The sequence below is a fragment of the Thermoleptolyngbya sp. PKUAC-SCTB121 genome (assembly GCF_016919485.1).
GTDB lineage: Bacteria > Cyanobacteriota > Cyanobacteriia > Elainellales > Elainellaceae > Thermoleptolyngbya > Thermoleptolyngbya sichuanensis.
Genome location: NZ_CP070366.1, coordinates 513,209 through 534,413 on the forward strand (window position 1 = coordinate 513,209; position 21,205 = coordinate 534,413).

The 21,205-nt window shown below is 56.6% G+C and carries 16 protein-coding genes; 8 read left to right on the plus strand and 8 right to left on the minus strand.

All coding sequences use genetic code 11. The annotated features are described in order from the left end of the window. Positions 1–143: 143 nt before the first annotated feature. Positions 144–2,018 (minus strand): DNA-directed RNA polymerase subunit gamma, encoded by a 1,875-nt coding sequence (locus JTM80_RS02175; protein WP_172353953.1) that lies wholly within the window; start codon positions 2,016–2,018, stop codon positions 144–146. A 105-nt stretch (positions 2,019–2,123) separates the two neighbouring features. Between JTM80_RS02175 and JTM80_RS22915 the strand changes: the two genes are divergently transcribed. Beyond that, complete coding sequence (locus JTM80_RS22915) at positions 2,124–2,252, plus strand: hypothetical protein (RefSeq protein ID WP_255548860.1); 129 nt, start codon at positions 2,124–2,126, stop codon at positions 2,250–2,252. Here the strand turns inward: JTM80_RS22915 and rpoB are convergent. The 3 genes from rpoB to rpsT all read right to left on the minus strand — a co-directional run bounded on the left by rpoB (position 2,207) and on the right by rpsT (position 7,602). Then, positions 2,207–5,500 carry a DNA-directed RNA polymerase subunit beta gene (rpoB, locus tag JTM80_RS02180; RefSeq protein ID WP_205370491.1) on the minus strand — a complete coding sequence of 1,098 codons (3,294 nt, stop codon included), beginning with the start codon at positions 5,498–5,500 and terminating at the stop codon, positions 2,207–2,209. The two genes, JTM80_RS22915 and rpoB, sit on opposite strands and share 46 nt — an antisense overlap. A 737-nt stretch (positions 5,501–6,237) precedes the next feature. Next, positions 6,238–7,089, minus strand: coding sequence for a TatD family hydrolase (locus tag JTM80_RS02185; protein WP_205370493.1), 852 nt, complete (start codon positions 7,087–7,089; stop codon positions 6,238–6,240). Positions 7,090–7,299: 210 nt separating this feature from the next. Continuing rightward, the gene (rpsT, locus tag JTM80_RS02190; protein WP_172353956.1) at positions 7,300–7,602 is read right to left on the minus strand and encodes a 30S ribosomal protein S20; all 303 of its coding nucleotides are present in this window, start codon (positions 7,600–7,602) and stop codon (positions 7,300–7,302) included. A gap of 291 nt (positions 7,603–7,893) precedes the next feature. On the opposite strand from rpsT, the gene hisD reads away from it, so the two are divergent. Further along, positions 7,894–9,246: a histidinol dehydrogenase gene (gene hisD, locus JTM80_RS02195; protein WP_172353957.1), complete on the plus strand. Its 1,353-nt coding sequence runs from the start codon at positions 7,894–7,896 to the stop codon at positions 9,244–9,246. A 62-nt stretch (positions 9,247–9,308) separates the two neighbouring features. Here hisD and JTM80_RS02200 read toward each other — a convergent pair whose 3' ends face one another. Both JTM80_RS02200 and clpS read right to left on the minus strand, forming a co-directional pair. After that, entirely contained in the window at positions 9,309–9,698 is a 390-nt protein-coding gene (locus JTM80_RS02200; RefSeq protein ID WP_172353958.1) for a hypothetical protein, read from the minus strand. 89 nt (positions 9,699–9,787) lie between these two features. Beyond that, positions 9,788–10,069: an ATP-dependent Clp protease adapter ClpS gene (gene clpS / locus JTM80_RS02205; protein WP_068511220.1), complete on the minus strand. Its 282-nt coding sequence runs from the start codon at positions 10,067–10,069 to the stop codon at positions 9,788–9,790. A gap of 787 nt (positions 10,070–10,856) precedes the next feature. On the opposite strand from clpS, the gene JTM80_RS02210 reads away from it, so the two are divergent. Continuing rightward, positions 10,857–11,309: a hypothetical protein gene (locus JTM80_RS02210; RefSeq protein WP_172353959.1), complete on the plus strand. Its 453-nt coding sequence runs from the start codon at positions 10,857–10,859 to the stop codon at positions 11,307–11,309. Between the two features lie 3 nt (positions 11,310–11,312). Here JTM80_RS02210 and JTM80_RS02215 read toward each other — a convergent pair whose 3' ends face one another. Continuing rightward, positions 11,313–11,507, minus strand: coding sequence for a hypothetical protein (locus tag JTM80_RS02215; RefSeq protein WP_068511224.1), 195 nt, complete (start codon positions 11,505–11,507; stop codon positions 11,313–11,315). 882 nt (positions 11,508–12,389) lie between these two features. Between JTM80_RS02215 and JTM80_RS02220 the strand changes: the two genes are divergently transcribed. The 4 genes from JTM80_RS02220 to JTM80_RS02235 all read left to right on the plus strand — a co-directional run bounded on the left by JTM80_RS02220 (position 12,390) and on the right by JTM80_RS02235 (position 19,136). Further along, a complete protein-coding gene (locus tag JTM80_RS02220; RefSeq protein ID WP_084782602.1) occupies positions 12,390–12,758 on the plus strand; it encodes an STAS domain-containing protein in 369 nt (122 codons plus the stop codon). A gap of 160 nt (positions 12,759–12,918) precedes the next feature. Further along, positions 12,919–15,588, plus strand: a complete 2,670-nt coding sequence (locus tag JTM80_RS02225) for a TIGR03960 family B12-binding radical SAM protein (protein ID WP_205370495.1) — start codon at positions 12,919–12,921, stop codon at positions 15,586–15,588. Positions 15,589–16,370: 782 nt separating this feature from the next. Continuing rightward, the gene (locus tag JTM80_RS02230) at positions 16,371–18,485 is read left to right on the plus strand and encodes an Rne/Rng family ribonuclease (RefSeq protein ID WP_172353963.1); all 2,115 of its coding nucleotides are present in this window, start codon (positions 16,371–16,373) and stop codon (positions 18,483–18,485) included. A 36-nt stretch (positions 18,486–18,521) separates the two neighbouring features. Beyond that, entirely contained in the window at positions 18,522–19,136 is a 615-nt protein-coding gene (locus JTM80_RS02235) for a ribonuclease HII (protein ID WP_172353964.1), read from the plus strand. A 108-nt stretch (positions 19,137–19,244) separates the two neighbouring features. Here the strand turns inward: JTM80_RS02235 and JTM80_RS02240 are convergent, their stop codons facing one another. After that, the gene (locus JTM80_RS02240; protein ID WP_205370497.1) at positions 19,245–19,829 is read right to left on the minus strand and encodes a DUF1997 domain-containing protein; all 585 of its coding nucleotides are present in this window, start codon (positions 19,827–19,829) and stop codon (positions 19,245–19,247) included. A gap of 457 nt (positions 19,830–20,286) precedes the next feature. Between JTM80_RS02240 and pheA the strand changes: the two genes are divergently transcribed. Continuing rightward, on the plus strand, positions 20,287–21,132 hold the full coding sequence (gene pheA, locus JTM80_RS02245) for a prephenate dehydratase (RefSeq protein WP_172353967.1): 846 nt from the start codon (positions 20,287–20,289) through the stop codon (positions 21,130–21,132). Positions 21,133–21,205: the final 73 nt, after the last annotated feature.

The following is a 21,205-nucleotide window of genomic DNA, read 5'->3' on the forward strand; positions in this document are numbered from 1 at the left end:
GAAACGAATGGATCAAGAAGCCCTGTTTTAGGGCGATCGCCCTTCACTGTCCACCCCCAACCTTGACGCTGCTAATCTGCCGCTCATCTCAAGTTGCGAGTAAAGTTGCGAGAGGGACTAGGGGGCGATCGCCGTCAACGGCTCTAGCTGACGAGTGCTTCCTGGATCGTCTTGTGGTAAATAATGCGGCCCGGGGTCGTGCGAATGTATTGAGACACCCGGTTGCCCTCGGCATCTTCCCGGACGCGGCGATATTTGTAGAGCTTCGTGACAATGCCATCTTCGGAGCGCTGTTCCTCAATCGGCTCGTTGTCCGGCTCTGGCGACTCCACATCGCCGTCAAACCGCACCCAAACGTAGGCGTGCAAATCAACCTGCTGCTGCTCATAGGCAACGATTACGTCCTCCAAGCTGGAGAAGTAGCGATCCTTGCCCTTGGTAGCATTGGGGTTTTCTGCGGTCAGATAGTAGCAGCCCAATACCATGTCCTGGCTTGGGGTGACGATCGGGCGCCCCGTAGCTGGGGAGAGGATATTGTTCGAGGCCAGCATCAGCAGGCGGGCTTCGGCCTGGGCTTCTAGCGAGAGGGGGACGTGAACCGCCATCTGGTCTCCGTCGAAGTCTGCGTTAAAGGCCGGACACACCAGCGGGTGAAGCTGAATTGCTCGACCGTCTACCAGAATGGGTTCAAAGGCCTGAATCCCTAGACGGTGCAACGTTGGAGCACGGTTTAGCAGCACGGGGTGACCGTCGATCACTTCTTCCAGCACGTCCCAAATCTGGGGGTCGTTGCGCTGAATCAGCTTCTTCGCCGCTTTGATATTGTTCACCAAGCCCTGACGAATCAGGCGGTGGATCACAAAGGGCTGAAATAGCTCGATCGCCATTTCCTTGGGCAGACCACACTGGTGAATCTTGAGCTTGGGGCCGACCACAATAACCGAACGACCGGAGTAGTCTACCCGCTTGCCCAGCAGGTTTTGGCGGAAGCGACCCTGTTTTCCTTCAATGATGTCCGACAGGGACTTGAGCGGGCGGTTGTTGGCTCCGACCACCGTGCGGCCGCGCCGTCCATTGTCGATCAGCGCGTCCACGGCTTCTTGCAGCATCCGCTTTTCGTTGCGGACGATGATCTCCGGAGCCAGAATTTCCTGGAGCCGAGCCAGACGGTTGTTCCGGTTGATCACCCGGCGATACAAATCATTCAGGTCGGAGGTGGCAAAGCGACCGCCGTCCAGTTGTACCATCGGGCGCAGGTCTGGCGGAATCACCGGAATCACGTCCAGCACCATCCACTCCGGCTTAGACTGGGTAGCGATGAAGTTGTCGATCACCCGTAGCCGCTTGATCAGCTTGGCGCGTTTTTGCCCCTTAGCAGTGGCAATTTCCTCCCGGAGTTGCTCAGCTTCTTTCTCCAAATCCAGGTCTTCTAGCAGTCGTTGCAGCGCTTCTGCACCAATGCCTACTTCAACCCCAGTGAGCTGAGAATCTTCGCTATAAAGCTGATCTTCGATCTCAATCCACTGGTCTTCGGTCAGGAGTTGCTTGTAGCTGAGGTTTTCGGCGTTGCCGGGGCTGAGAACCACGTAGGAGTTGAAGTAGACAATCTGCTCCACGTCTCGCAGCGGCATATCCAGCAAAATCGCCATGTAGCTGGGAATGCCCTTGAGATACCAGACGTGGGCCACGGGAGCCGCTAGCTTGATGTAGCCCATGCGGTGGCGGCGGACGCGAGATTCCGTCACCTCCACGCCGCAGCGCTCGCAGACGATGCCCCGGTGGCGCACCCGTTTGTATTTACCGCAGTGACACTCCCAATCCTTGGCCGGGCCAAAAATGCGTTCGCAGAACAAGCCGTCCATTTCCGGCTTGAGGGTGCGGTAGTTAATTGTTTCCGGCTTGGTGACCTCGCCCACGACCTGTCCGTTTGGCAGGGTGCGCTCTCCCCACTGGCGAATCCGCTCTGGCGAGGCCAGCCCAATCTTCACGTAGTCAAACCGCTGTTCAATTTTGGGCATCCGTTGTCCTTCCTTCTGTAACGATGAGGCGCGTAAAAGCTTGAAGCGTATTGAGGGTGCAGGCAGATTGGAAATCGGCTAACCTGCCGGGGGTGAAGCCGCGAGGTGAAAGCACTGGAGGGCGATCGCCCAGCCCCTGGTTCTTTTCAGATTCGGGTGGGGCGATCGCGCAACGGCCCTTCTGACGGCTACTCGTCGCTGTCGTCCATCTCGTCCCGCGAAATCGACTCGTAGGTGGGGCGCGACGGCGCACGGCGACTGCTGACATCGGCCATCAGGTCAATTTCCACATCGCGGCTGGTACCGTCTTCCTGGGTTTGCAGCTTGTGCGCCGCAATATCCAAACAGAGCGACTGCAACTCGCGCATCAGCACCTTAAAGGATTCCGGCGTACCCGGACGAGGGATCGCCTTGCCCTTCACGATGGCATTCAGCGCTTCGTTTCGGCCCTGCATGTCGTCGGATTTCACCGTCAGCAGCTCTTGCAGGATGTAGGCAGAGCCAAAGGCCTCCAACGCCCACACCTCCATCTCGCCAAACCGCTGCCCCCCCTGCTGCGCCTTGCCGCCTAGAGGCTGCTGCGTCACCAGCGAGTACGGGCCTGTCGAGCGGGCGTGGATCTTGTCGTCCACTAGGTGAACCAGCTTCAGCATATAAGCCTTGCCCACGGTCACAGGCTGGTCAAAGGGTTCGCCCGTGCGCCCGTCGTAGACCTGGATCTTGCCCGGATTATCGGGATTAAACACCCAGGGCTGGCCGGTCTTTTCTGCGGCCTCTTGCAGCTTGGCGTGGGTGGTCAGCCGCGAGGCTTCCTGTCCGTACATTTCGTCAAACGGAGTCATCTTGAACCGCACCCCCAGGTTTTCTGCGGCCCAGCCCATCAGACACTCAAATACCTGACCCACATTCATCCGAGACGGCACGCCCAGCGGGTTCAGCACAATGTCAACTGGGCGACCGTCGGGCAGGTAGGGCATATCCTCCAGCGGCAAAATCCGGGAAATAATCCCCTTGTTGCCGTGGCGACCCGCCATCTTGTCGCCGACCTGAATCTTGCGCTTCTGCGCCACATAGACGCGCACCACCATGTTTGCCCCAGGAGGCAGTTCGTCGCCCTGCTCACGGGTAAACACCCGCACGTCCACCACGCGACCCTTTTCGCCGTTCGGCACGCGCAGCGAGTTGTCTCGCACATCCCGCGCCTTTTCGCCGAAGATGGCCCGCAGCAGCTTTTCTTCCGGCGGTTGATCCGATTCGCCTTTGGGGGTCACCTTGCCCACCAGAATGTCCCCTGCTTCTACCCAGGCTCCAATCCGGATGATGCCCGTTTCGTCAAGCTGGCGCAGCGCGTCTTCTCCCACGTTGGGAATTTCGCGAGTGATTTCTTCGGGGCCCAGCTTTGTTTGGCGAGCCTCAATCTCGTATTTTTCAATGTGGATTGAGGTGTACACGTCGTCGTAGACCAGGCGTTCGCTGATCAGAATCGCATCTTCGTAGTTGTAGCCTTCCCAGGGCATGTAGGCCACCAGGATGTTCTGACCCAGCGCGATTTCACCGCCTTCGGCCGCAGAGCCATCTGCCAAAACCTGACCCGCCACGACGCGATCGCCCACATTCACAATCGGGCGCTGGTTCAAGCAGGTATCTTGGTTCGAGCGCTGATATTTTTGCAGGATGTATTCCTTCTCCTTACCGTTTTCGCCGCGCACCCGAATACGGTTCGCATCTACATAGGACACCTCACCATCAAACTGGTTGACGATCACCATGCCAGAGTCGCGGGCAGTCTGGGCTTCCAGTCCCGTTCCCACCAGCGGACGCTCGGGACGCAGCAGGGGCACTGCCTGACGCTGCATGTTTGATCCCATCAGGGCGCGGTTAGCATCGTCATGCTCCAAGAACGGAATCAGAGAGGTCGCCACCGAGATAATTTGCACCGGAGAAATCGCCACATAGTCTACCTCGGCTGGTGTGGTGGTCGTAAAGTCTCGGCGATATCGGACGGGCACTTGCTCGCCCATGATGTAGCCGTCTTCATCAACCGACACATCTCCGGGAGCCACCCGCAGGTCATCCTCCTCATCCGCCGTCATATAGACGGGCGGCTTATCCTTCAGCACCCGACCCTCTTTGACCTCGTAAAAAGGCGTTTCGATAAATCCGTAGGGATTAACGCGGGCGTGGGTTGCCAGAGAGCCAATCAAACCTGCGTTTGGTCCTTCCGGCGTTTCAATGGGGCAAATGCGTCCGTAGTGAGAGGGGTGGATATCGCGCACTGCAAAACCTGCCCGCTCTCGCGTCAGACCGCCGGGTCCCAAGGCGCTGAGGCGACGCTTGTGAGTCAACTCCGCCAGCGGATTGGTCTGATCCATGAACTGCGAAAGCTGCGAGGAGCCAAAGAACTCCTTGATCGCAGCCACCAGCGGCTTGGGGTTGACCAGCGAAGCAGGGGTTAGCGTGTCAGCATCCGATACGGTCATCCGCTCCCGAATAATCCGCTCCAGACGGTTCAGACCAACTCGCACCTGGTTTTGCAGCAGTTCGCCCACCGAGCGAACCCGGCGGTTGCCCAGGTGGTCGATGTCGTCCACCATGCCAATGTCAAATTCCAGGTTGATCAGGTAGTCGATAGCCGCCAGGATGTCCTGCGGAGTTAGCACGTGCACGGTTTCGGGCACGCTGAGCCGCAGTTTCTTGTTGAGCTTGTAACGTCCGACGCGGCCCAAGTCATACCGCTTGGGATCAAAGAAGCGGGAGTCGAGCAATTGCTGACCGCCGGACACGGTGGGCGGTTCACCGGGGCGCAGCTTGCGATATAGCTCCATCAGGGCTTCTTCTTCGCTGAACTGCCCTTCCTTGGCGATAGTTTTTTGGAAATATTCGGGATGGCGCAGCGCATCAAAGATTTCGCCATCGCTTAAACCCAGCGCCTTCAGCAGCACTTGAGCAGAGAGCTTGCGGGTTTTGTCGATGCGAACCCACACGAGGTCATTTTTGTCTGTCTCGAACTTTAGCCAGGCCCCCCGGTTGGGGATCAGGCTGGCGTTGTAGGTGCGGCGACCGTTCTTGTCCGTTTCTGCTTTGTAGTAAACACCGGGGCTGCGGACGATCTGGTTGACGATAACGCGCTCGGCCCCGTTGATGATAAACGTACCCCGATCGGTCATCAGCGGCAGGTCGCCAATAAAAACTTCCTGTTCTTTGATCTCGCCGGTTTCTTTGTTAATCAAACGAGTGGGCACATACATCTGAACGGCGTAGGTGCTGTCTCGCCGCTTAGCCTCGTCTACGTCATACTTGGGGCGTTTCAGCTTATAGTCTTTGCCCAAGAAATGAAGTTCGAGCTTGCCCGTGTAATCCGTGATCGGAGAAAAGCTGTCTAGCTCTTCAATCAGTCCTTCTTCCAGGAACCAGCGGAAGCTTGCACGCTGGATTTCGACCAAATCGGGCAGCGTAAAGTTGGCAGTGGCTTGTGTAGTCATGCGTCTCCTCGAACAGGTCAATTCTGGGGAGCATCCCAGAGAGCAAGGCAGTAGGGTCAAAAGCGCGGTCAGGGGTTTGCAAGCTCAAGGAACAGGCGAGAATAGGGGATTCCCAATACCGAGATGAGCTAAGATGACGTGAAACGGCGATTGCCACACAAGTTCCTGAGTTCTGAACTAGCAGAAAACAGGGGCTTGCGTGGGCGCAAAGGCTCTCCAAACTGTTTCGGTGAGCCAATCGAACTCAGGGGGAAGCTCGAAGTAGGGCAAGGTCAATGTCCTGACAGGAACAGCTTCAGGCTGAACAGGCTGAGCAATGCTGAACGGTATCAAGTTGAATCTCAAATCGGCTGAATGAGCTAAGCTGGGCGGGCTAGCGGAAGGGCAGGTGAGCGAAGTTGGGGGAGTTGCCGCTAGGAGCAATGCAACCCGTGGATGAGAGAGTTGCGCCAGAGGGCATATCGGCAGAAAGAAAAATAGAGAAGCATTTATATAAGAAATCTGAATCTAACCGATTGTCAGCAAAGTGGCAAGGGAGCCAAGAAACAGCGCTGAGTCTGGAGCAGCGGAGCCGCACACCACCAGCAACCCTGCGATGCCATACGCAGCCCCTATAAGATTATGACGCATGTCGCCTGATCCGTGTCCAGTTTTTCGCAAATCCCTCTTGACAAACTTTTGCTAGGGCTGCTAGCGGGATGGAATCTGCAACACGCTAAGGGTTGTCGCTAAGACTTTTAGGGTGAAGACAGGGACGGCAGCCGATCCGGAGATGCCCACGCGGGATCTGAGGCTGGAACGTCGAGGCGGAACAGGCGACGGGCGTTCTGGGTTGTCTGGTGGGCGATCGCCTCCAGGGATTCTCCCCGCAATTCCGCCACACGCTCCGCCACATAGCGGACATAGGCAGGCTGATTGCGCCGTTCGCCCCGCTTGGGAACAGGGGTCAGAAATGGACAGTCGGTTTCGACGAGGAGGCGATCGCCCGGAACTCGCCGAGCCGAAGCCTGTACCTGGCTTGCGTTCTTGAACGTGACAATGCCGCTAAAGCTGATATAGAACCCCAATTCTAGAAACCAGTCGGTTTCTTCTGGGGTGCCGCTCCAGCAGTGCATCACGCCGCGAACGGGCCCATCCACCGCCCAGATCTGGCGCAGGCTCGCCGCCATTTCAGCCGCTGCATCCCGGCAGTGGATGATGATCGGCAAGTCCAACGCTCGCGCAACCCGGATCTGAGCCTCGAACGCCTCAAACTGAAGCGCCCGATTATCCGCCTTGTAAAAATCCAGCCCCATTTCGCCAATCGCTACGACTCGATGATCCGAGCGGGCCAGAGTGCGAATTTCGTCAGCCATCGTCGCAGTCCACCGATCGGCATCCAGCGGGTGCAACCCGACCGCGAAGGAAATCTCTGGAAACTGATCGGCGATCGCCCGAATTGCGTCAAACTCGGCAGGCTCAACGCAGGAGTGAACCAACTGCACCACACCCGCCGCCCGCCAGCCCTGAGCAACCTCCAGCAAATCGGGCTGAAAGCTCTCAAAGTTGAGATGAACGTGGGTGTCGATGAGCGGAGGAAGTTGGGTCACAGCGATAGAGCCACCCGCGAGGGCCGACAAGAAAGGCTAGATGTGAGACGTGATGCTCTCGGACTTTATAGGGACTGGCCCAGCCTTGGCCAATCTAATCTAAACTGGCCGATGCTCTAAAAGCTCACCCACAAACCATTACTGATCCGCATGGCGAGGTACATTGGACAGGTTCGAGCAACCTAGATCTAAGCTTCATCCAGGCTTTATCTAAGCTTTAGCGGCCGTCTCCGTTTGAGACCTTAGCGCCTTGGCCAGCCGAGCCTTCCGACGTGCCCCGGTATTGGGGTGAATCACGCCCCGCTTCACTGCTTTGTCAATTTTGCTGTAGGCGGCCGCTAGGCGATCGCCCACTTCTTTCTCTAGCTCCGGCGTTGGATTGGCCGCATATTCGTTGACCGTGGTGAAATATCGCTTCATCAAGGTCTTCACCGCAGACTTGTAAGATTTATTGTGCAGTCGGTTGCGCTCTGCAATCTGAACCCGCTTAATCGCAGACTTAATATTTGCCACAGTGTGTCTCTATTGGGTAAAGGCTACAAAATTTCGGCAGCTATCTATTCTAGCGAATAACTCACCAATATGCTAGAACCACTCCCTATAAATCTAGCTCACGGCTACACTAATCCGCTAAAAATCCCGCTAATCTAGAGATAGGTCGTACCCATAGGCACTCAATAGCAGTCCGGTTTTCCTCCAACGAGCGGCAGAGTTGAAGGCTTCTGGGAATGGATTCGGTTTTTGAGTTCGACCTTTGAGTAGACGGGGCACTCCCGGACTGGCGTCTCTCACCTCACTGTGGCAATGCTGCGAATTATCAATCAACGGTCTGAAGCCTCAACGGAACTGCGGCGAATTTGCGATCGCACCCACGATGAGCAAATCCTCCACAAGGAGGCAACGGTTCAGCAGGTGCTCCAGGCAGTGAGGCGGCAGGGCGATCGCGCTGTTCTGCACTATGCCGAAGAGTTTGACCAGGTATCCCTAAAGCCCGAAGAACTGCGAGTCAGCGGCTCCGAGCTAGACGCAGCCTACCAGCAAGTTTCCAAAGACCTGCTCGATGCCATTCGCATTTCCTGCAAGCGGGTGGAGGCCTTTCATCGGCAGCGCGTTCCCAAAAGCTGGGTGCAGTTTGAAGATCCAGAAATCGTCCTAGGCAAGCGCTATACGCCCGTCGATCGGGCTGGGCTGTATGTCCCCGGTGGGCAGGCTGCCTACCCCAGCACGGTGATTATGAACGCGACCCCGGCAAAGGTGGCAGGCGTAGGGCGCATCGTGATAGCAACCCCGCCGCGCCCAGATAAAAGCGTGAATCCGGCAATCTTGGTGGCGGCTCAAGAGGTGGGGGTGCAGGAAATCTATCGAGTGGGCGGGGCGCAGGCGATCGCCGCACTGGCCTACGGCACAGACACTATCCCCAAAGTGGACGTGATCACCGGCCCAGGCAATATCTACGTTACCCTGGCGAAAAAACTGGTCTACGGGACGGTAGGGATCGACTCCCTGGCAGGGCCCTCGGAGGTGCTGATTATTGCCGACCACACGGCCAATCCCACCCATGTCGCCGCCGACATGCTGGCCCAGGCAGAACACGACTCGCTGGCGGCGGCAATTTTGCTGACTACAGACGCGACGCTGGCCCACAAGGTCGTGGCGGAGGTGGAGCGGATGCTGATCAACCATCCCCGTCGCCTGCTGACCGAAAAGGCGATCGCCCACTACGGTCTTGTGATTTTGGTCGATTCTTTAGCTCAGGCAGCAGACCTTTCCAACGAGTTTGCGCCGGAGCATTTGGAGCTTCAGATTGCCGATCCCTGGGTGCTGCTGGAAAAAATTCGCCACGCCGGAGCCATCTTCCTCGGCCACTCGACTCCCGAAGCCGTAGGCGACTATCTTGCCGGCCCAAACCACACCCTGCCTACCTCTGGCGCGGCTCGCTACGCCTCCGCACTCAGCGTAGAAACCTTTATCAAGCATTCCAGCCTGATTCAGTATTCCCCGGCTGCGCTTCAGGAAATGGCGACAGCGGTTGACACCCTGGCGATGGCCGAGGGACTGCCATCCCACGCCGACTCAGTGCGCCTGCGGGTGCAAAAGCCGACCAGCGCTCAAGAAGTGACCGGCGATTATCCCATTAGTCCCGAAGCGGGCTTTTAATGCCACGGGTCAGCGTATCCTCCCAAACCTTGCTGGCTCAACCCGTTCAATCTGCACCATGCTCAGGATCGACTCTGGCGGGTAAGGTATTGCCGCAGCCGCATCAGGCTCACAGTCTGCCCTAGATTCAGCGGCAGCAGCGAGATACCCTGTAAAGACGACTGCACCCAGCCCTCGCCCCAATACCACTGGTGAAATCCGTCCACGCCCTGACTGAGCAGCAGCCGCAGACTGTTGGAGTCCAGCACATCGACTTGATGCCGGATGGCAATCGGCCCTAGCCAGCCTGTGAACTGCATTCCCGGTTCTAGGCGATCGCCCAGATCATGCGAAAAGGTCTGCGGCCCAAGCCACTGACGAAATTCCGCAGGACGCAGCAAGCTATCTCGAATTGCGGCTTCGGAGGCATTTAGCTCAATCCGCAACTCACTATGTTGAAAAACTCCAAGCATGATGGCAGGGCGAATGGTCTGGGGTACTGGTCTAGGCTACTGGTCTGGGTTACTAAGCCGGGTTATGGAGTCTGGAGTACCATCCAGCACTATTCATCTGGCTCGATTGTGCTGGTCAGTCCGTGGCTTTTTAACGTTTCGCAGTAAAACTCAGCATGTTCTTGGGCGCAGGTGATCACTAGCGCAACGCCGTTGGTGTGTGCTTCCATCATGATGTTGATGGCCTGCGGAACCGTAAGGTTGGGCACAGTTTTCATCAGCGTTTGAACGACGTATTCCATCGAGTTGAAATCGTCGTTGTGCAGCAACACGCGATAGCGGGGAGCTAGCTTTCGGGAGGTTGAACGCTGTTCAATAGTCTCGACAGCCACAGTTCTAATCCTCTTTTTCTGAAAAGTACAGCAACGTAACAGGTTCAGTAACGTAACAGGTGCGGTCATATAGAGGCAGTCACGACACACTTGCCTGAATTGCGCCAGTGCAAACCTGTAGTGACAGCTTAACAAGTCTTATGAAGCGCCTGAAGACACGCCAGAGAGATGCCTTGCAAGTACACGGTTCCGCCTGTAGATGTACCTAGTAAATAAATCCTAGTAAATAAATCTAGGAGATACATACGGATGGATGAGTGTGCATCAGCTTGTTCATCCGGCCCAGTCTATTCAGCAGGATGCGTCAAGTAGGCATCTTGTCATGCATTGACTTGCTCTCTGTGGGCGATCGCCCGTCTGACGTGGCGCTTCGATCAATACCTTAGCGCGAATTCATATTTCTAAATGTTGCTCAACACTCAACCCTACAAAAAACTGACATTGAACGCATCCCAGGTCAAGAGAATATCAACACCTGGGAGTGTCGCACTGCCAGAACTCTGCGCTCCAAAGCGGTACTTTCGCAGTCCTCAGCCTTCGGTTCTCAACCTCCGCCAGATGCTCCACCGAAGCAGCACTCTCGGCGTAAAAGTCTGGAGCAGTGCCCCGCCCACTTGATAACCCAATTTAGATAGCCCAATTTATAAGATAGAAGAAGGTCAGTCGGCATCAAGTCTCATGGAGCCAGCGCTTCCCTGCCCATGTGAGATCTTTGGCGGCTGAGCAATCTGCAACTCATCGTCCAAGTAAACGGCTATTCGGGGGCGATCGCCAACTAGAGTCATTCATGGATTCAGCTTCTACGTTTCATCCCAGCGAAATCGTCTGCATCGAACATGAAGAAATCCGCCTTTATGCAGAAGTGATCCAGCTTTCTGAAACTCGTCCGGTCTGCTGGCTACGGCCGCTGCTTTTGGTCACGCTGCTCTCCGAGGAGCAATCCGCGGCCTGCGACGTGAGCGCTCTGGCCAGTTCTATCCCCCCGCTTGGGCGATCGCTAGAATCAGAGAGAATCCACAGCATGATCGATCTGCGCGAAGGGGCGGATCTGCTCTTGCCTACTGCACTCATGCGCCATGCGCTGGATGTTGAGCTAATTCCGCTGTGGTCAGCGCTGCACTCGCTCAAGCCTGCCGCTGAGGGCGATCGCCCCGTTCAAAATCCTTTGCATTCTTTGACACAAAGACTTTGGGCTGCCTATCCTACAATCTTCGAGTCTTCGGAGAAGAAATGCAGCTAACCCCTATGGACTGGGCACTAGGCGCACACGGCCAGCATCCATCTCAGACATCAGCAGTTCCAGAGCTTCATAATCCGCGTCTGAAATGTATCCCAGTCGGGTCAGTTCATAGTTGATTTCGTTCTCAATGTCAGGGGTCAACTGCTTGATATAGAGGGCTTTGGCAACCAGTTGACGAATCACATGGGTAGTCTTCATTGCATTCTTCGCCGCAATGTTTGGGGCATCTCACACTGTTTAAATTGTCGTTCGCTTCTTCGGGAACAGAAGTGATCTCCACCGAGCGAAACAAGTGATCTAAAACGGGTAATTTTTGTGACCTAAATCACCAAGGCTAGGCGGAAACGGAAGTGAAGGGTTGCAGACGGTTCAGAAAGTTGAATCCATTCAGGGGCAACATCAGCCTTTAGCCAAATCGCCAAAACTGCTTCGCTTCGGCTCGCTGAGCAAATCTCAGGCTTGTGGGATATTCCAGGGGCGATCGCAGCGCCGACTGTTCTCAGTGCGATGTGAGGGTAGATGCTAGCGCAATTTGTAGCAAGCCGCACTCGTAGGAACACTTATTTAAATCTTTATAGAAGAGCGGATTGCTTTTAAAGATTCCGCGAATACACGGAAATAGGCTGGCACGGAACCTGTTGAACGAACTATTTTTCAGGGATCACGGTTTGTGTTCCCACTCGGTATCAGTTTTGAGGTTCAACGTGTCCGTGTACCGTTGGGATTTAGTCAAGGCAGGCGGATCAAGCCCTTGCCAAGCCGATCTTTTCCATCGACTTCCATTCGATTTTCGTTCGGTAGGATTCAACTCAGTCGGTAGGATTCAACTCAGCCTGAACTCTGAACCCTAAATTCTAAGAGGATGTTTGAAAAGTCCTACTGTTTGTAGCAGGGCGTGCAAGATCCCCCTAAATCCCCCTTGAAAATAGGGACTTTAAGGCGGTTTACCCCCCTTTTTAAGGGGGGCTGGGGGGGATCTCTGAGTGCTTAACATTACAGGCGATACCTTTTCAAACACCCTCTAAACGCGGTTCAATTCTAATTCTTTTTTATCTCTTGTCGGGGTGAAATTAGCTTGTGATGCAAACCTTACTATCAGAATCTCTGCTCTCTGAATTTTCGCCAGTCGGTTCTGCTTCAACGACGGTTGTAGAGCCTGTGGGGGCGCTCAATGCCTCAAACGCAGCCCTGTTTCAACGACAGTTGGCAACGCTTCTTGCGTCAGATTGTTCGTCCGTGCTGGTCGATCTTAGCCAGGTAGAAACACTCGACAGCGCAGGGCTGATGGTGCTGATTTCGGCACAAACCGCCGCTCACCAGCACCAAAAGCGATTTGGAATCTGCGGGGTTTCGCCCTCTATCCGCATCATCTTTGAAGTGACACAGCTCGACCGGGCCTTTACCCTGTTCGAGAGCCGGGCTGACTACGAAGTGTCTCTCGCATCTTGAGCCAGACAAACATCACTATTCCTCATCGGGTTCGCCATCGGTTTTGCCCTCGCCTCCTTTCGCTCTTGCCCAAGGTGGCGCTCACCGCGTAGCCCTGTTAGACTCGCGTCGTCCTCGTATACTGGGTGGGTAGGGATTTAGTTTAGCGAGGCTGGTTTCTGTGGCGATCGCCCTTGAGCAGTTGCTCACCCCCGACATTGCCCGTCCTGCTCGATACCTGGGCAATGAGCTAGGGGCTGTTCACAAGCCCTGGTCGAATGCAGACATCCGCTGGGTGTTGACCTATCCCGAAGTATACGAGGTCGGCGCATCCAACCTGGGCCACATTATTCTCTACAGCATTCTCAACGCGCAGCCTCGACAACTGTGCGATCGCGCCTATTTGCCCAGCCCAGACCTGGCCGCCAAGCTCAAGGAATCCCATACGCCCCTATTTGCTGTCGAGTCTCGCCGTTCCCTGACCGACTTCGACATCCTTGGCTTCAGCCTCAGCTACGAACTGGGCGCAACCAACATCCTGGAAATGCTGAACCTGGCCCAGATTCCGCTCACCTGGCAAGAGCGGCAGCAGTCTGGGGTCTGGAACGTCGAGCAGGGAAGCTTTCCGCTGATTTTTGCGGGCGGACAGACTGCCACTTCCAACCCCGAACCCTACGCCGACTTTTTCGACTTCATTGCCCTGGGCGATGGCGAAGAACTGCTGCCCGAAATTGGGCTGGTGCTGCAAGAAGGCAAGGCGCAGGCACTCAGCCGGGAGGAACTGCTGCTGGATCTGGCTCAGGTTCCCGGTGTCTATGTGCCGCAGTTTTACGAAATGGCTGCGGATGGGGCCGTGCGTCCTCTGCGGCCAGACGTGCCAGAACGAGTGCTGCGCCGCGTCGCTGCCCCCATGCCCGCCTATTCCATTGGGCTAGTGCCCTACGTGGAAACGGTTCACGATCGCCTAGTGGTAGAAATTCGCCGGGGCTGCACGCGGGGCTGTCGCTTTTGCCAGCCGGGAATGCTGACTCGCCCAGCGCGAGATGTCGCCCCAGAGCAGGTGATTGAAACCATCGAGCAGGGAATGCGGGCAACGGGCTACAACGAATTTTCGCTGCTGTCGCTCAGTTGCTCCGACTACCTGGCGCTGCCCGCAGTGGGGCTGGAAATCAAAAATCGCCTGAAGGATGAAAATATTTCCCTCAGCCTGCCCAGCCAGCGGGTTGACCGGTTTGATGAAAATATTGCCAATATTATCGGCGGTACGCGCAAGGGCGGGCTGACCTTTGCGCCAGAGGCGGGGACGCAGCGGCTGCGCGACATCATCAATAAAGGCTTAACCAATGAGGAACTGCTGCGGGGCGTGAAAACTGCCTACGAGCAGGGCTGGGATCGGGTCAAGCTGTATTTCATGATTGGGCTGCCGGGGGAAACGGATGCCGACGTGCTGGGCATTGCCGAAACAATGCGCTGGCTCCAGCGGGAGTGTCGGCTGAAGGGGCGCAAGCCGCTGGGCTTTAATGTGACGATTTCCAACTTTACGCCCAAGCCCCACACGCCGTTTCAGTGGCATTCGGTGTCTACGGCAGAATTTGAGCGTAAGCAAAGGCTGTTGCAGCAGGAATTTCGCACGATTCGTGGGGTGAAGGCGAATTTTACCGATGTGCGGATTTCGGCGATGGAGGATTTTGTCGGGCGGGGCGATCGCCGCTTGGGGGCCGTTGTGCGTCGCGCTTGGGAACTGGGCGCCCGCGAAGATTCCTGGTGGGAGAGCCTGGAGCGGGCCTTTGGGGCCTGGACGGAGGCGATCGCCGAAGCCGGACTCACCTGGAAATATCGCCAGGTCGAAAGCGGCGAATGGAACCTATTCGATAGCGCCGCCGATGCTTCGGAACTCCCCGCCCCAGACTACAGCGCCCCCCTGCCCTGGGATCACATCGACACAGGCATCAGCAAAACTTGGCTCCAGGAAGACCTGCGCCGCGCCCTAGAAGCGTCCACCATTCCCGACTGCTCCTTCGACGGTTGCTCCCACTGTGGCGTGTGTGGGGCAGACTTTGGACATAACGTGGTCGTGCCGCCGCCGCCAATTCCCCAGTTCCAGCATCACTTTACGCCCGAAACCCACCGCGCCCAGCGGCTACGGGTGCGCTACGGCAAACTGGGCAGCATGGCGCTGATTGGTCATTTAGATTTGTTGCGCTTGTTTGACCGAGCCATTCGTCGATCCGCTCTGCCGATTGCCTACACAGGCGGCTTCCACCCCAGCCCCCGGATCATGGTGGCCAGTGCCCTGCCTTTGGGGTCTACCAGCACGGGCGAGGTCGTCGATTTCGATCTGACGCGAATCCTGGAACCCGCCGAGTTTCTGGAAAAACTATCGGCCCAACTGCCCCCCGACGTGCCGCTGTATGGCGTGGAGGCGATCGCCCCCGACGGTCCCACCGCCACCCAGCAGCTTGACCAAGCAGAATATACCCTGGCGATCGCCCTCTCCGCCGATGCGCCCCCAATGCTCTTGCCCCAGCAGCCTGCCCAGTGGTTGCAAGAAATCTTGACCGCCCGTGAACTCTGGTACGACCAAACCACGAAATCAGGCAAGGTGCAGCAAATCAACTTGCGCGATCGCCTTAGCGAACTGGATCTGCTGCCCCCTGAGCGCTATCCGGCATCCATCGCTGCCGTCCTGAAAGAGGCTGACCCCAACCAGGCCTTTGCCGTTCGCTACGTCGGCAGTTGCCGCAACGACGGTACGCTCCTCCGCCCAGAACACCTCCTTCACCTGCTAGAACAAGCTAGCCAGCAGCCGATGCAGATTCTCCACAGCCACCGCGATCGCCTCATGTTCTAGCGTCCCTCACCCAGCACCTGCACCACCCTCCAGACCATAACGGTGCGTTTTTTAACAGATAGCTCTATTCATCTGTCTACAATTAGATATGGGGTTTAAATACGTTTCATCGAGATTCTCGCGAGATATCCCAGATGAAGCTTTTACACCCGATGTCCAGAGAAGCGCACGTTTTGAGCCTCAGCCACAGCATTTTTCATCCCTTTCCCCATGTGATAGGAATTGTGCAGCGGCTGGTAGCACAATCTTAATGACACGCTATAATGCATTTCAAAAGACGCTGATGCGAACTGAGCGCCCATGTTGCTGCCCGTGGCTTAATAGGCAGACCGTTTGGGAGGGAGTTCGCCTCCGCAGGTTTTGAGACTGAAGATGAGTCAAATTGGGTACCTGGCTCCAGTGGAAGATGTACCCAGTTCTATCGAGCTTGACTAGTGTTGCGTCAGGCGGCTTTTGCGGACTCACCTACTGCATCATCCGCAGTTCGTGAGCCAACTCGTGAGGCAATCAGCCCATGAGTCGAGCGTTGACAGACCACTAGCAAGCGCTAGCTCCGAGTATCAGAAAGCTCCAGGTATTGAAACGGCAGGCAGCTTTTTAATTGTCTTTACATCCAGAGAAGTTAGAAGCAGTACGCTGTCGAATCGATGGGTAGTAGGGCATTCCTCGTCTACTCGCCGATACCAGGGTCTTCCGTGTTTACAGATCTACACACAAAATCACCGCAGAAGCGCATCCCGCGAGTCTGTTCGCTCTGCGTTGCCCCGTTCTGAGGAACTTGAATGTCAAAACAAATTATTATTGCCGAGCAGCATCGAATCGCCGCCGTCTTTTCAGGAGACCAAATTCAAGAGCTAATTGTTGCAACAGGTAGCCACCAGGTCAGCGACATTTACCTGGGCATTGTGGAGAATGTCTTGCCGGGGATTGATGCTGCCTTTGTGAACATTGGAGACAGCGAGCGCAACGGCTTTATCCATGTGTCTGACCTTGGCCCGCTCCGCCTCAAAAAAGCGGCCGCCCCCATCACCGAACTGCTCGTGCCCCAGCAAAAGGTGCTGGTGCAAATTATGAAAGAGCCGACCGGCAATAAAGGACCCCGGCTCACCGGAAACATCAGCTTGCCTGGACGCTATCTGGTATTGATGCCCTCTGGACGGGGCGTGAATCTGTCTCGTCGAATTCGCAATGAAAACGAGCGAAATCGCCTGCGGGCCTTGGCGATTTTGGTAAAACCAGCGGGTATGGGGCTATTGGTGCGAACCGAAGCGGAAGGCGTGCCAGAAGAAGCCATTATCGAAGATCTGGAAGCGCTGCAAAAACAGTGGGAAGCTATTCAGCTAGAAGCCGCCAATACCCGTCCGCCCTGTCTGCTGAATCGAGATGATGATTTTATTCAGCGGGTGCTGCGGGATGTCTACAGCGCTGATGTAAACCGCATTGTGGTGGACTCTCATACGGGGGCAAAGCGCGTTAAACAGCATTTGATGAACTGGAGCGGCGGTAAGGCTCCAGTCGGCGTGTTGATTGACCACCACCGCGAACGCACGCCCATTCTGGAATATTTTCGGGTGAATGCGGCGATTCGCGAGGCGCTAAAGCCGCGAGTAGACTTGCCTTCTGGCGGATACATCATCATCGAGCGCACCGAAGCGCTGACGGTGATTGACGTGAACTCTGGCTCCTTTACCCGCTCTGCGACGGCGCGAGAAACCGTACTGTGGACGAACTGCGAGGCGGCAGCAGAAATTGCCCGCCAACTCCGGCTTCGCAACATTGCCGGGGTGATTGTGGTGGACTTTATCGATATGGATTCCCACCGAGACAAACTCCAGGTTTTGGAGCAGTTTAACAAGGCGCTGCGGGCTGATAAGGCCCGGCCCCAAATTGCTCAGCTAACGGAACTGGGACTGGTGGAGCTGACCCGGAAGCGCCAGGGGAAAAATATTTACGAGTTGTTTGGAAAGGCGTGTCCAACCTGCGGCGGGTTGGGGCATGTGGTGCATTTGCCCGGAGATACCGAAGAGGGGGCTGTGCCTGCTGAAGCGCCCCGCACATTCCCCGCTGCTCATGAATCGCGGGCGGTGCAGTTGCGGGAGCCTTGGGACGCTCCGGAGTTAGACTTTGGCTCTCCGGCGCTGGCAGAGCAGCAGGAGCTAGATCTGACCAACCACCCCAGCTATCAAGACCGCAACCGAGTTGATAACCGCCGCCGCCGCCGGAGTCGCCCGCCCCGCTCTGGTGAGCCTGTGATGCGCGGGAATGGGGGGCGATCGCCCGACCTTGAGGCGGATACAGACACGCCCGTTGCGCTTGAAGAACTGCCCGTGCTGAACGGCTCCACGCCAACCCCAGGGAAAGAGAGCCGAGAGGGGCGAGAAGGGCGCTCAGAAAAGCCGGAGCGGGGTGGACGCGGGCGACGAGAGCGAGCCGCTGCAGAGCCACAGCAGGTGATCACGGTTGAGATGACCCCAGAGGAGCAAGAGATTTATGCGCTGATGGGGGTTTCGCCGCTGGTGTTGGCACCGGAACCTGTGAAAGATCCAAAGACAACGGTGGTGATGGTTGCGCTGCCGGGACAGGGGCGACAGGGGGGCAACTCGACGGCTTCTGGCACAACTTCTGGTACAACCCCTGGCACAACTTCTGCTAATGGCAGTGGGTTCTCTACCGCCCTGCTCGAAAAAGACGAATCTGCACCAATGCCAGACCCTATTCTGAAATCTGCTGCGCCCGTTGAACCTGTGGCACATGCAGAAAGCTTGCCCCCCGAAGCCGCGATCGCCCTGGACAGCCCCGACCCTGAGGACGGCGATGCGGCTGGGGATAGCAGCGCCCCTAGTCGTCGTCGCCGCCGTCGCCGCTCGTCTGTGTCAGCCGACGAGTCGGCCTCCTAGTCAGCCACCGGATGTACCTGATGTGGAAGAGGGCAGATGGCAGCCGAGCTAATCGCGGGCGTGGATGAGGTCGGGCGGGGGGCGCTGTTTGGGCCCGTGGTGGCCGCCGCCGTGATCTTGCCAGAAAGTGCCGCTGCTGAGCTGGCTGCCCTCGGCGTGACGGACAGCAAGCTCCTGTCGCCTGTGCAGCGCGATCGCCTGGTGGAACAGGTGCCTCGTCTTGCGATGGATTGCCGGATTGGCGTTGCCTCGGTGAGGGAAATCGATCGCCTCAATATTTTGCAGGCATCGCTATTGGCCATGCGTCGGGCGATCGCTCGCCTCAGCCCGCAGCCAGATCTCTGCCTGGTAGATGGCAACCAGCGCATTCCTGGCCTGCCCATTCCCCAGCAGCCGATCATCAAGGGCGACCAGACCTGTTTGGCGATCGCCGCCGCCAGCATCCTCGCCAAAGTTTGGCGCGATCGCCTGATTGTCCGTCTCTCGGCTCGATATCCCCACTACGACCTGGCCACCAATAAGGGATACGGCACGGCGGCCCATCGGCTAGCGCTCCAAACCTACGGCTGTACATCCCAGCATCGCCGCAGCTTTAAGCCCTGCCAGTTGGATGCGTTGCCAGTTCAGCAGAGGCTCGATGTCGGCTCTTGAGATCTTTTCTTGAGGTCTTCTTTTCTTGAGGTCTTCTTGAAATCTTTTTTTGAGCCGTACTGTTTGGGAACAGAGCGCCCAAACTGGGGACTGGGCGTAGTCGCTAGCTTAGTCTGCTGCTAAATCTGGTGCGAAGGAAAGTGGAGCGCGGGCCGGTTCTGCAAGTTGCGCCCTGACCCAGTTTTCATAGTCCACCAAAAGCTGATGCATAAGCCGCTGCTTGATCGTGCCCAAAACGCTCCGCAGCAGCCCGTTTCCAGTTGCCTCCAGCAAGGAGCGGGGCGTGACCCAGAGCGCAGGCGGCAGCCCGACCTCGACCTGCAAATTCGCTTGACCCAGCAGCCGAGTTCCATAGCGAGTTTGCACAGGCATCAGTTGCCCCAGCAGATCGAGATGAAACCGCTCATTGATGTAGTCCACACCCAAGATCTCGCTGCCCGCCGACCGCAGCGTAATGCCGCCTTCTGCGTCATTCCAGATGTCAATATCCACCGTGGGCTGGAGGCTGAGCGTGAGGAACGTAATCGGGCGCATTTTGAGACGAAAGCGATCGCCCCCCAGTGCTTCAACCCGGCTCGGGTCAACCAGCGCCGTAATCAACCGATGGGGCTGACGCAAATAGTGCTGAATTGGAATCGGTTGCTCAGGAACCTTGAGTTCGACCGATTGGGAGGCGGAGAAACGAGTCTGCATGTCAGATAGCGTGAGGAGAAAAAATAAATTGCAGGGCGGGAACATGAAAACTGAGTAACCTTGCCGCCTGCTTAACCATCCATTGCAAAAAGACAAAAGACTCAGTAGCAAAAAGCTAGTGCGTAATCGCTCAGCGCTTCAGTCGAGCAATACCTGACCAGTCCGTGCTGGAAACAATACCCCAGAGCTTGCATAGCCTTTCATAGCACTCTGCCTGAACCATTCGGGAATCGCCAAAATTCATGCCTAACTGGGCGCTTGCTGGGAGAGAGACTGGGCGATTGACTCGTGGGTTCATTTGCGTCAGCTAAGTTCATCCTGAAGCAATATGAAGCTGCAAACAAGCGTGTTGGCTATCCCTTAAACAAATTTTACAGCTTTTCCCAGAAATCTACCTTGACTATAGGTAGTATACGGAGGTTTTACAGGGAATGCTGAGATTTCTACTGGACACCATATGACTATCTTGATTGCTCATCTTGGGCCAGCCGGAACCTATGCCGAAGATGCGGCGATCGCCTGTCGCGCATGGCTAGAAAGCACGTCCGGGCTGTCGAGCGAACTGCGTCCCTATTCCAGCATTCCAAAAACGCTGCGGGCCACCGAGAGCGGGGAAACCCAGCTTTCGGTCGTGCCAGTCGAAAACTCCATTGAAGGAAGCGTGACCACCACGCTGGATACGCTCTGGCAGATGAATTCCTTGCAGATCCAGCGGGCGATCGTGCTGCCGATTGACCACGCGCTCATCTCCCGCGCCCCCGATCTGGCATCCCTGCAAACGGTGTATGCACATCCGCAGGCCCTCGCCCAGTGTCAGGGCTGGCTGGAACGGATGCTGCCGGAGGTGCGGTTGATCCCTGCTAGCTCTAATGCCGAAGCGCTCCACAAACTGGAGCAAGAACCCCAGTCGGGGGCGATCGCCTCTCGCCGCGCCGCCAAGCTCTACAATTTACCCGTGCTGAGCTACCCGATCAACGACTATCCCGACAACTGCACTCGCTTTTGGGTCTTGGGAGTAACGCCATCCCCCGGCGGCACCCATACCTCCCTGGCCTTCAGCGTCCCTGCCAATATCCCTGGCGCACTGGTCACGCCGCTCCAGGTCTTTGCGACCCGCAACCTAAACCTGAGCCGCATCGAGTCTCGACCCAGCAAGCGATCGCTCGGAGATTACGTCTTTTTTATTGACATCGAAGCCAGCGCAGACGATCCAACGGTTCAGCAGGCTCTCCAAGAGCTAACCCAGCACACCGAAACCCTGAAACTGCTGGGCAGCTACTCCATTGCTAAAGTGACTTGCTAAATTGGCTTGCTAAATTGGCTTGCTAGCGTGGCTGAGCCAATCCCTATCTTGCCTGGGGTGGTGTATTTGGGAC

Excerpts from the sequence above, each read along its gene's own strand:
- JTM80_RS02175 (WP_172353953.1), bottom strand. The coding sequence starts at position 2,018 with ATGCCCAAAATTGAACAGCGGTTTGACTACGTGAAGATTGGGCTGGCC.
- rpoB (WP_205370491.1), bottom strand. The coding sequence starts at position 5,500 with ATGACTACACAAGCCACTGCCAACTTTACGCTGCCCGATTTGGTCGAA.
- hisD (WP_172353957.1), top strand. The coding sequence starts at position 7,894 with ATGCTGCGAATTATCAATCAACGGTCTGAAGCCTCAACGGAACTGCGG.
- JTM80_RS02200 (WP_172353958.1), bottom strand. The coding sequence starts at position 9,698 with ATGCTTGGAGTTTTTCAACATAGTGAGTTGCGGATTGAGCTAAATGCC.
- JTM80_RS02210 (WP_172353959.1), top strand. The coding sequence starts at position 10,857 with ATGGATTCAGCTTCTACGTTTCATCCCAGCGAAATCGTCTGCATCGAA.
- JTM80_RS02215 (WP_068511224.1), bottom strand. The coding sequence starts at position 11,507 with ATGAAGACTACCCATGTGATTCGTCAACTGGTTGCCAAAGCCCTCTAT.
- JTM80_RS02220 (WP_084782602.1), top strand. The coding sequence starts at position 12,390 with ATGCAAACCTTACTATCAGAATCTCTGCTCTCTGAATTTTCGCCAGTC.
- JTM80_RS02230 (WP_172353963.1), top strand. The coding sequence starts at position 16,371 with ATGTCAAAACAAATTATTATTGCCGAGCAGCATCGAATCGCCGCCGTC.
- JTM80_RS02235 (WP_172353964.1), top strand. The coding sequence starts at position 18,522 with ATGGCAGCCGAGCTAATCGCGGGCGTGGATGAGGTCGGGCGGGGGGCG.
- JTM80_RS02240 (WP_205370497.1), bottom strand. The coding sequence starts at position 19,829 with ATGCAGACTCGTTTCTCCGCCTCCCAATCGGTCGAACTCAAGGTTCCT.
- pheA (WP_172353967.1), top strand. The coding sequence starts at position 20,287 with ATGACTATCTTGATTGCTCATCTTGGGCCAGCCGGAACCTATGCCGAA.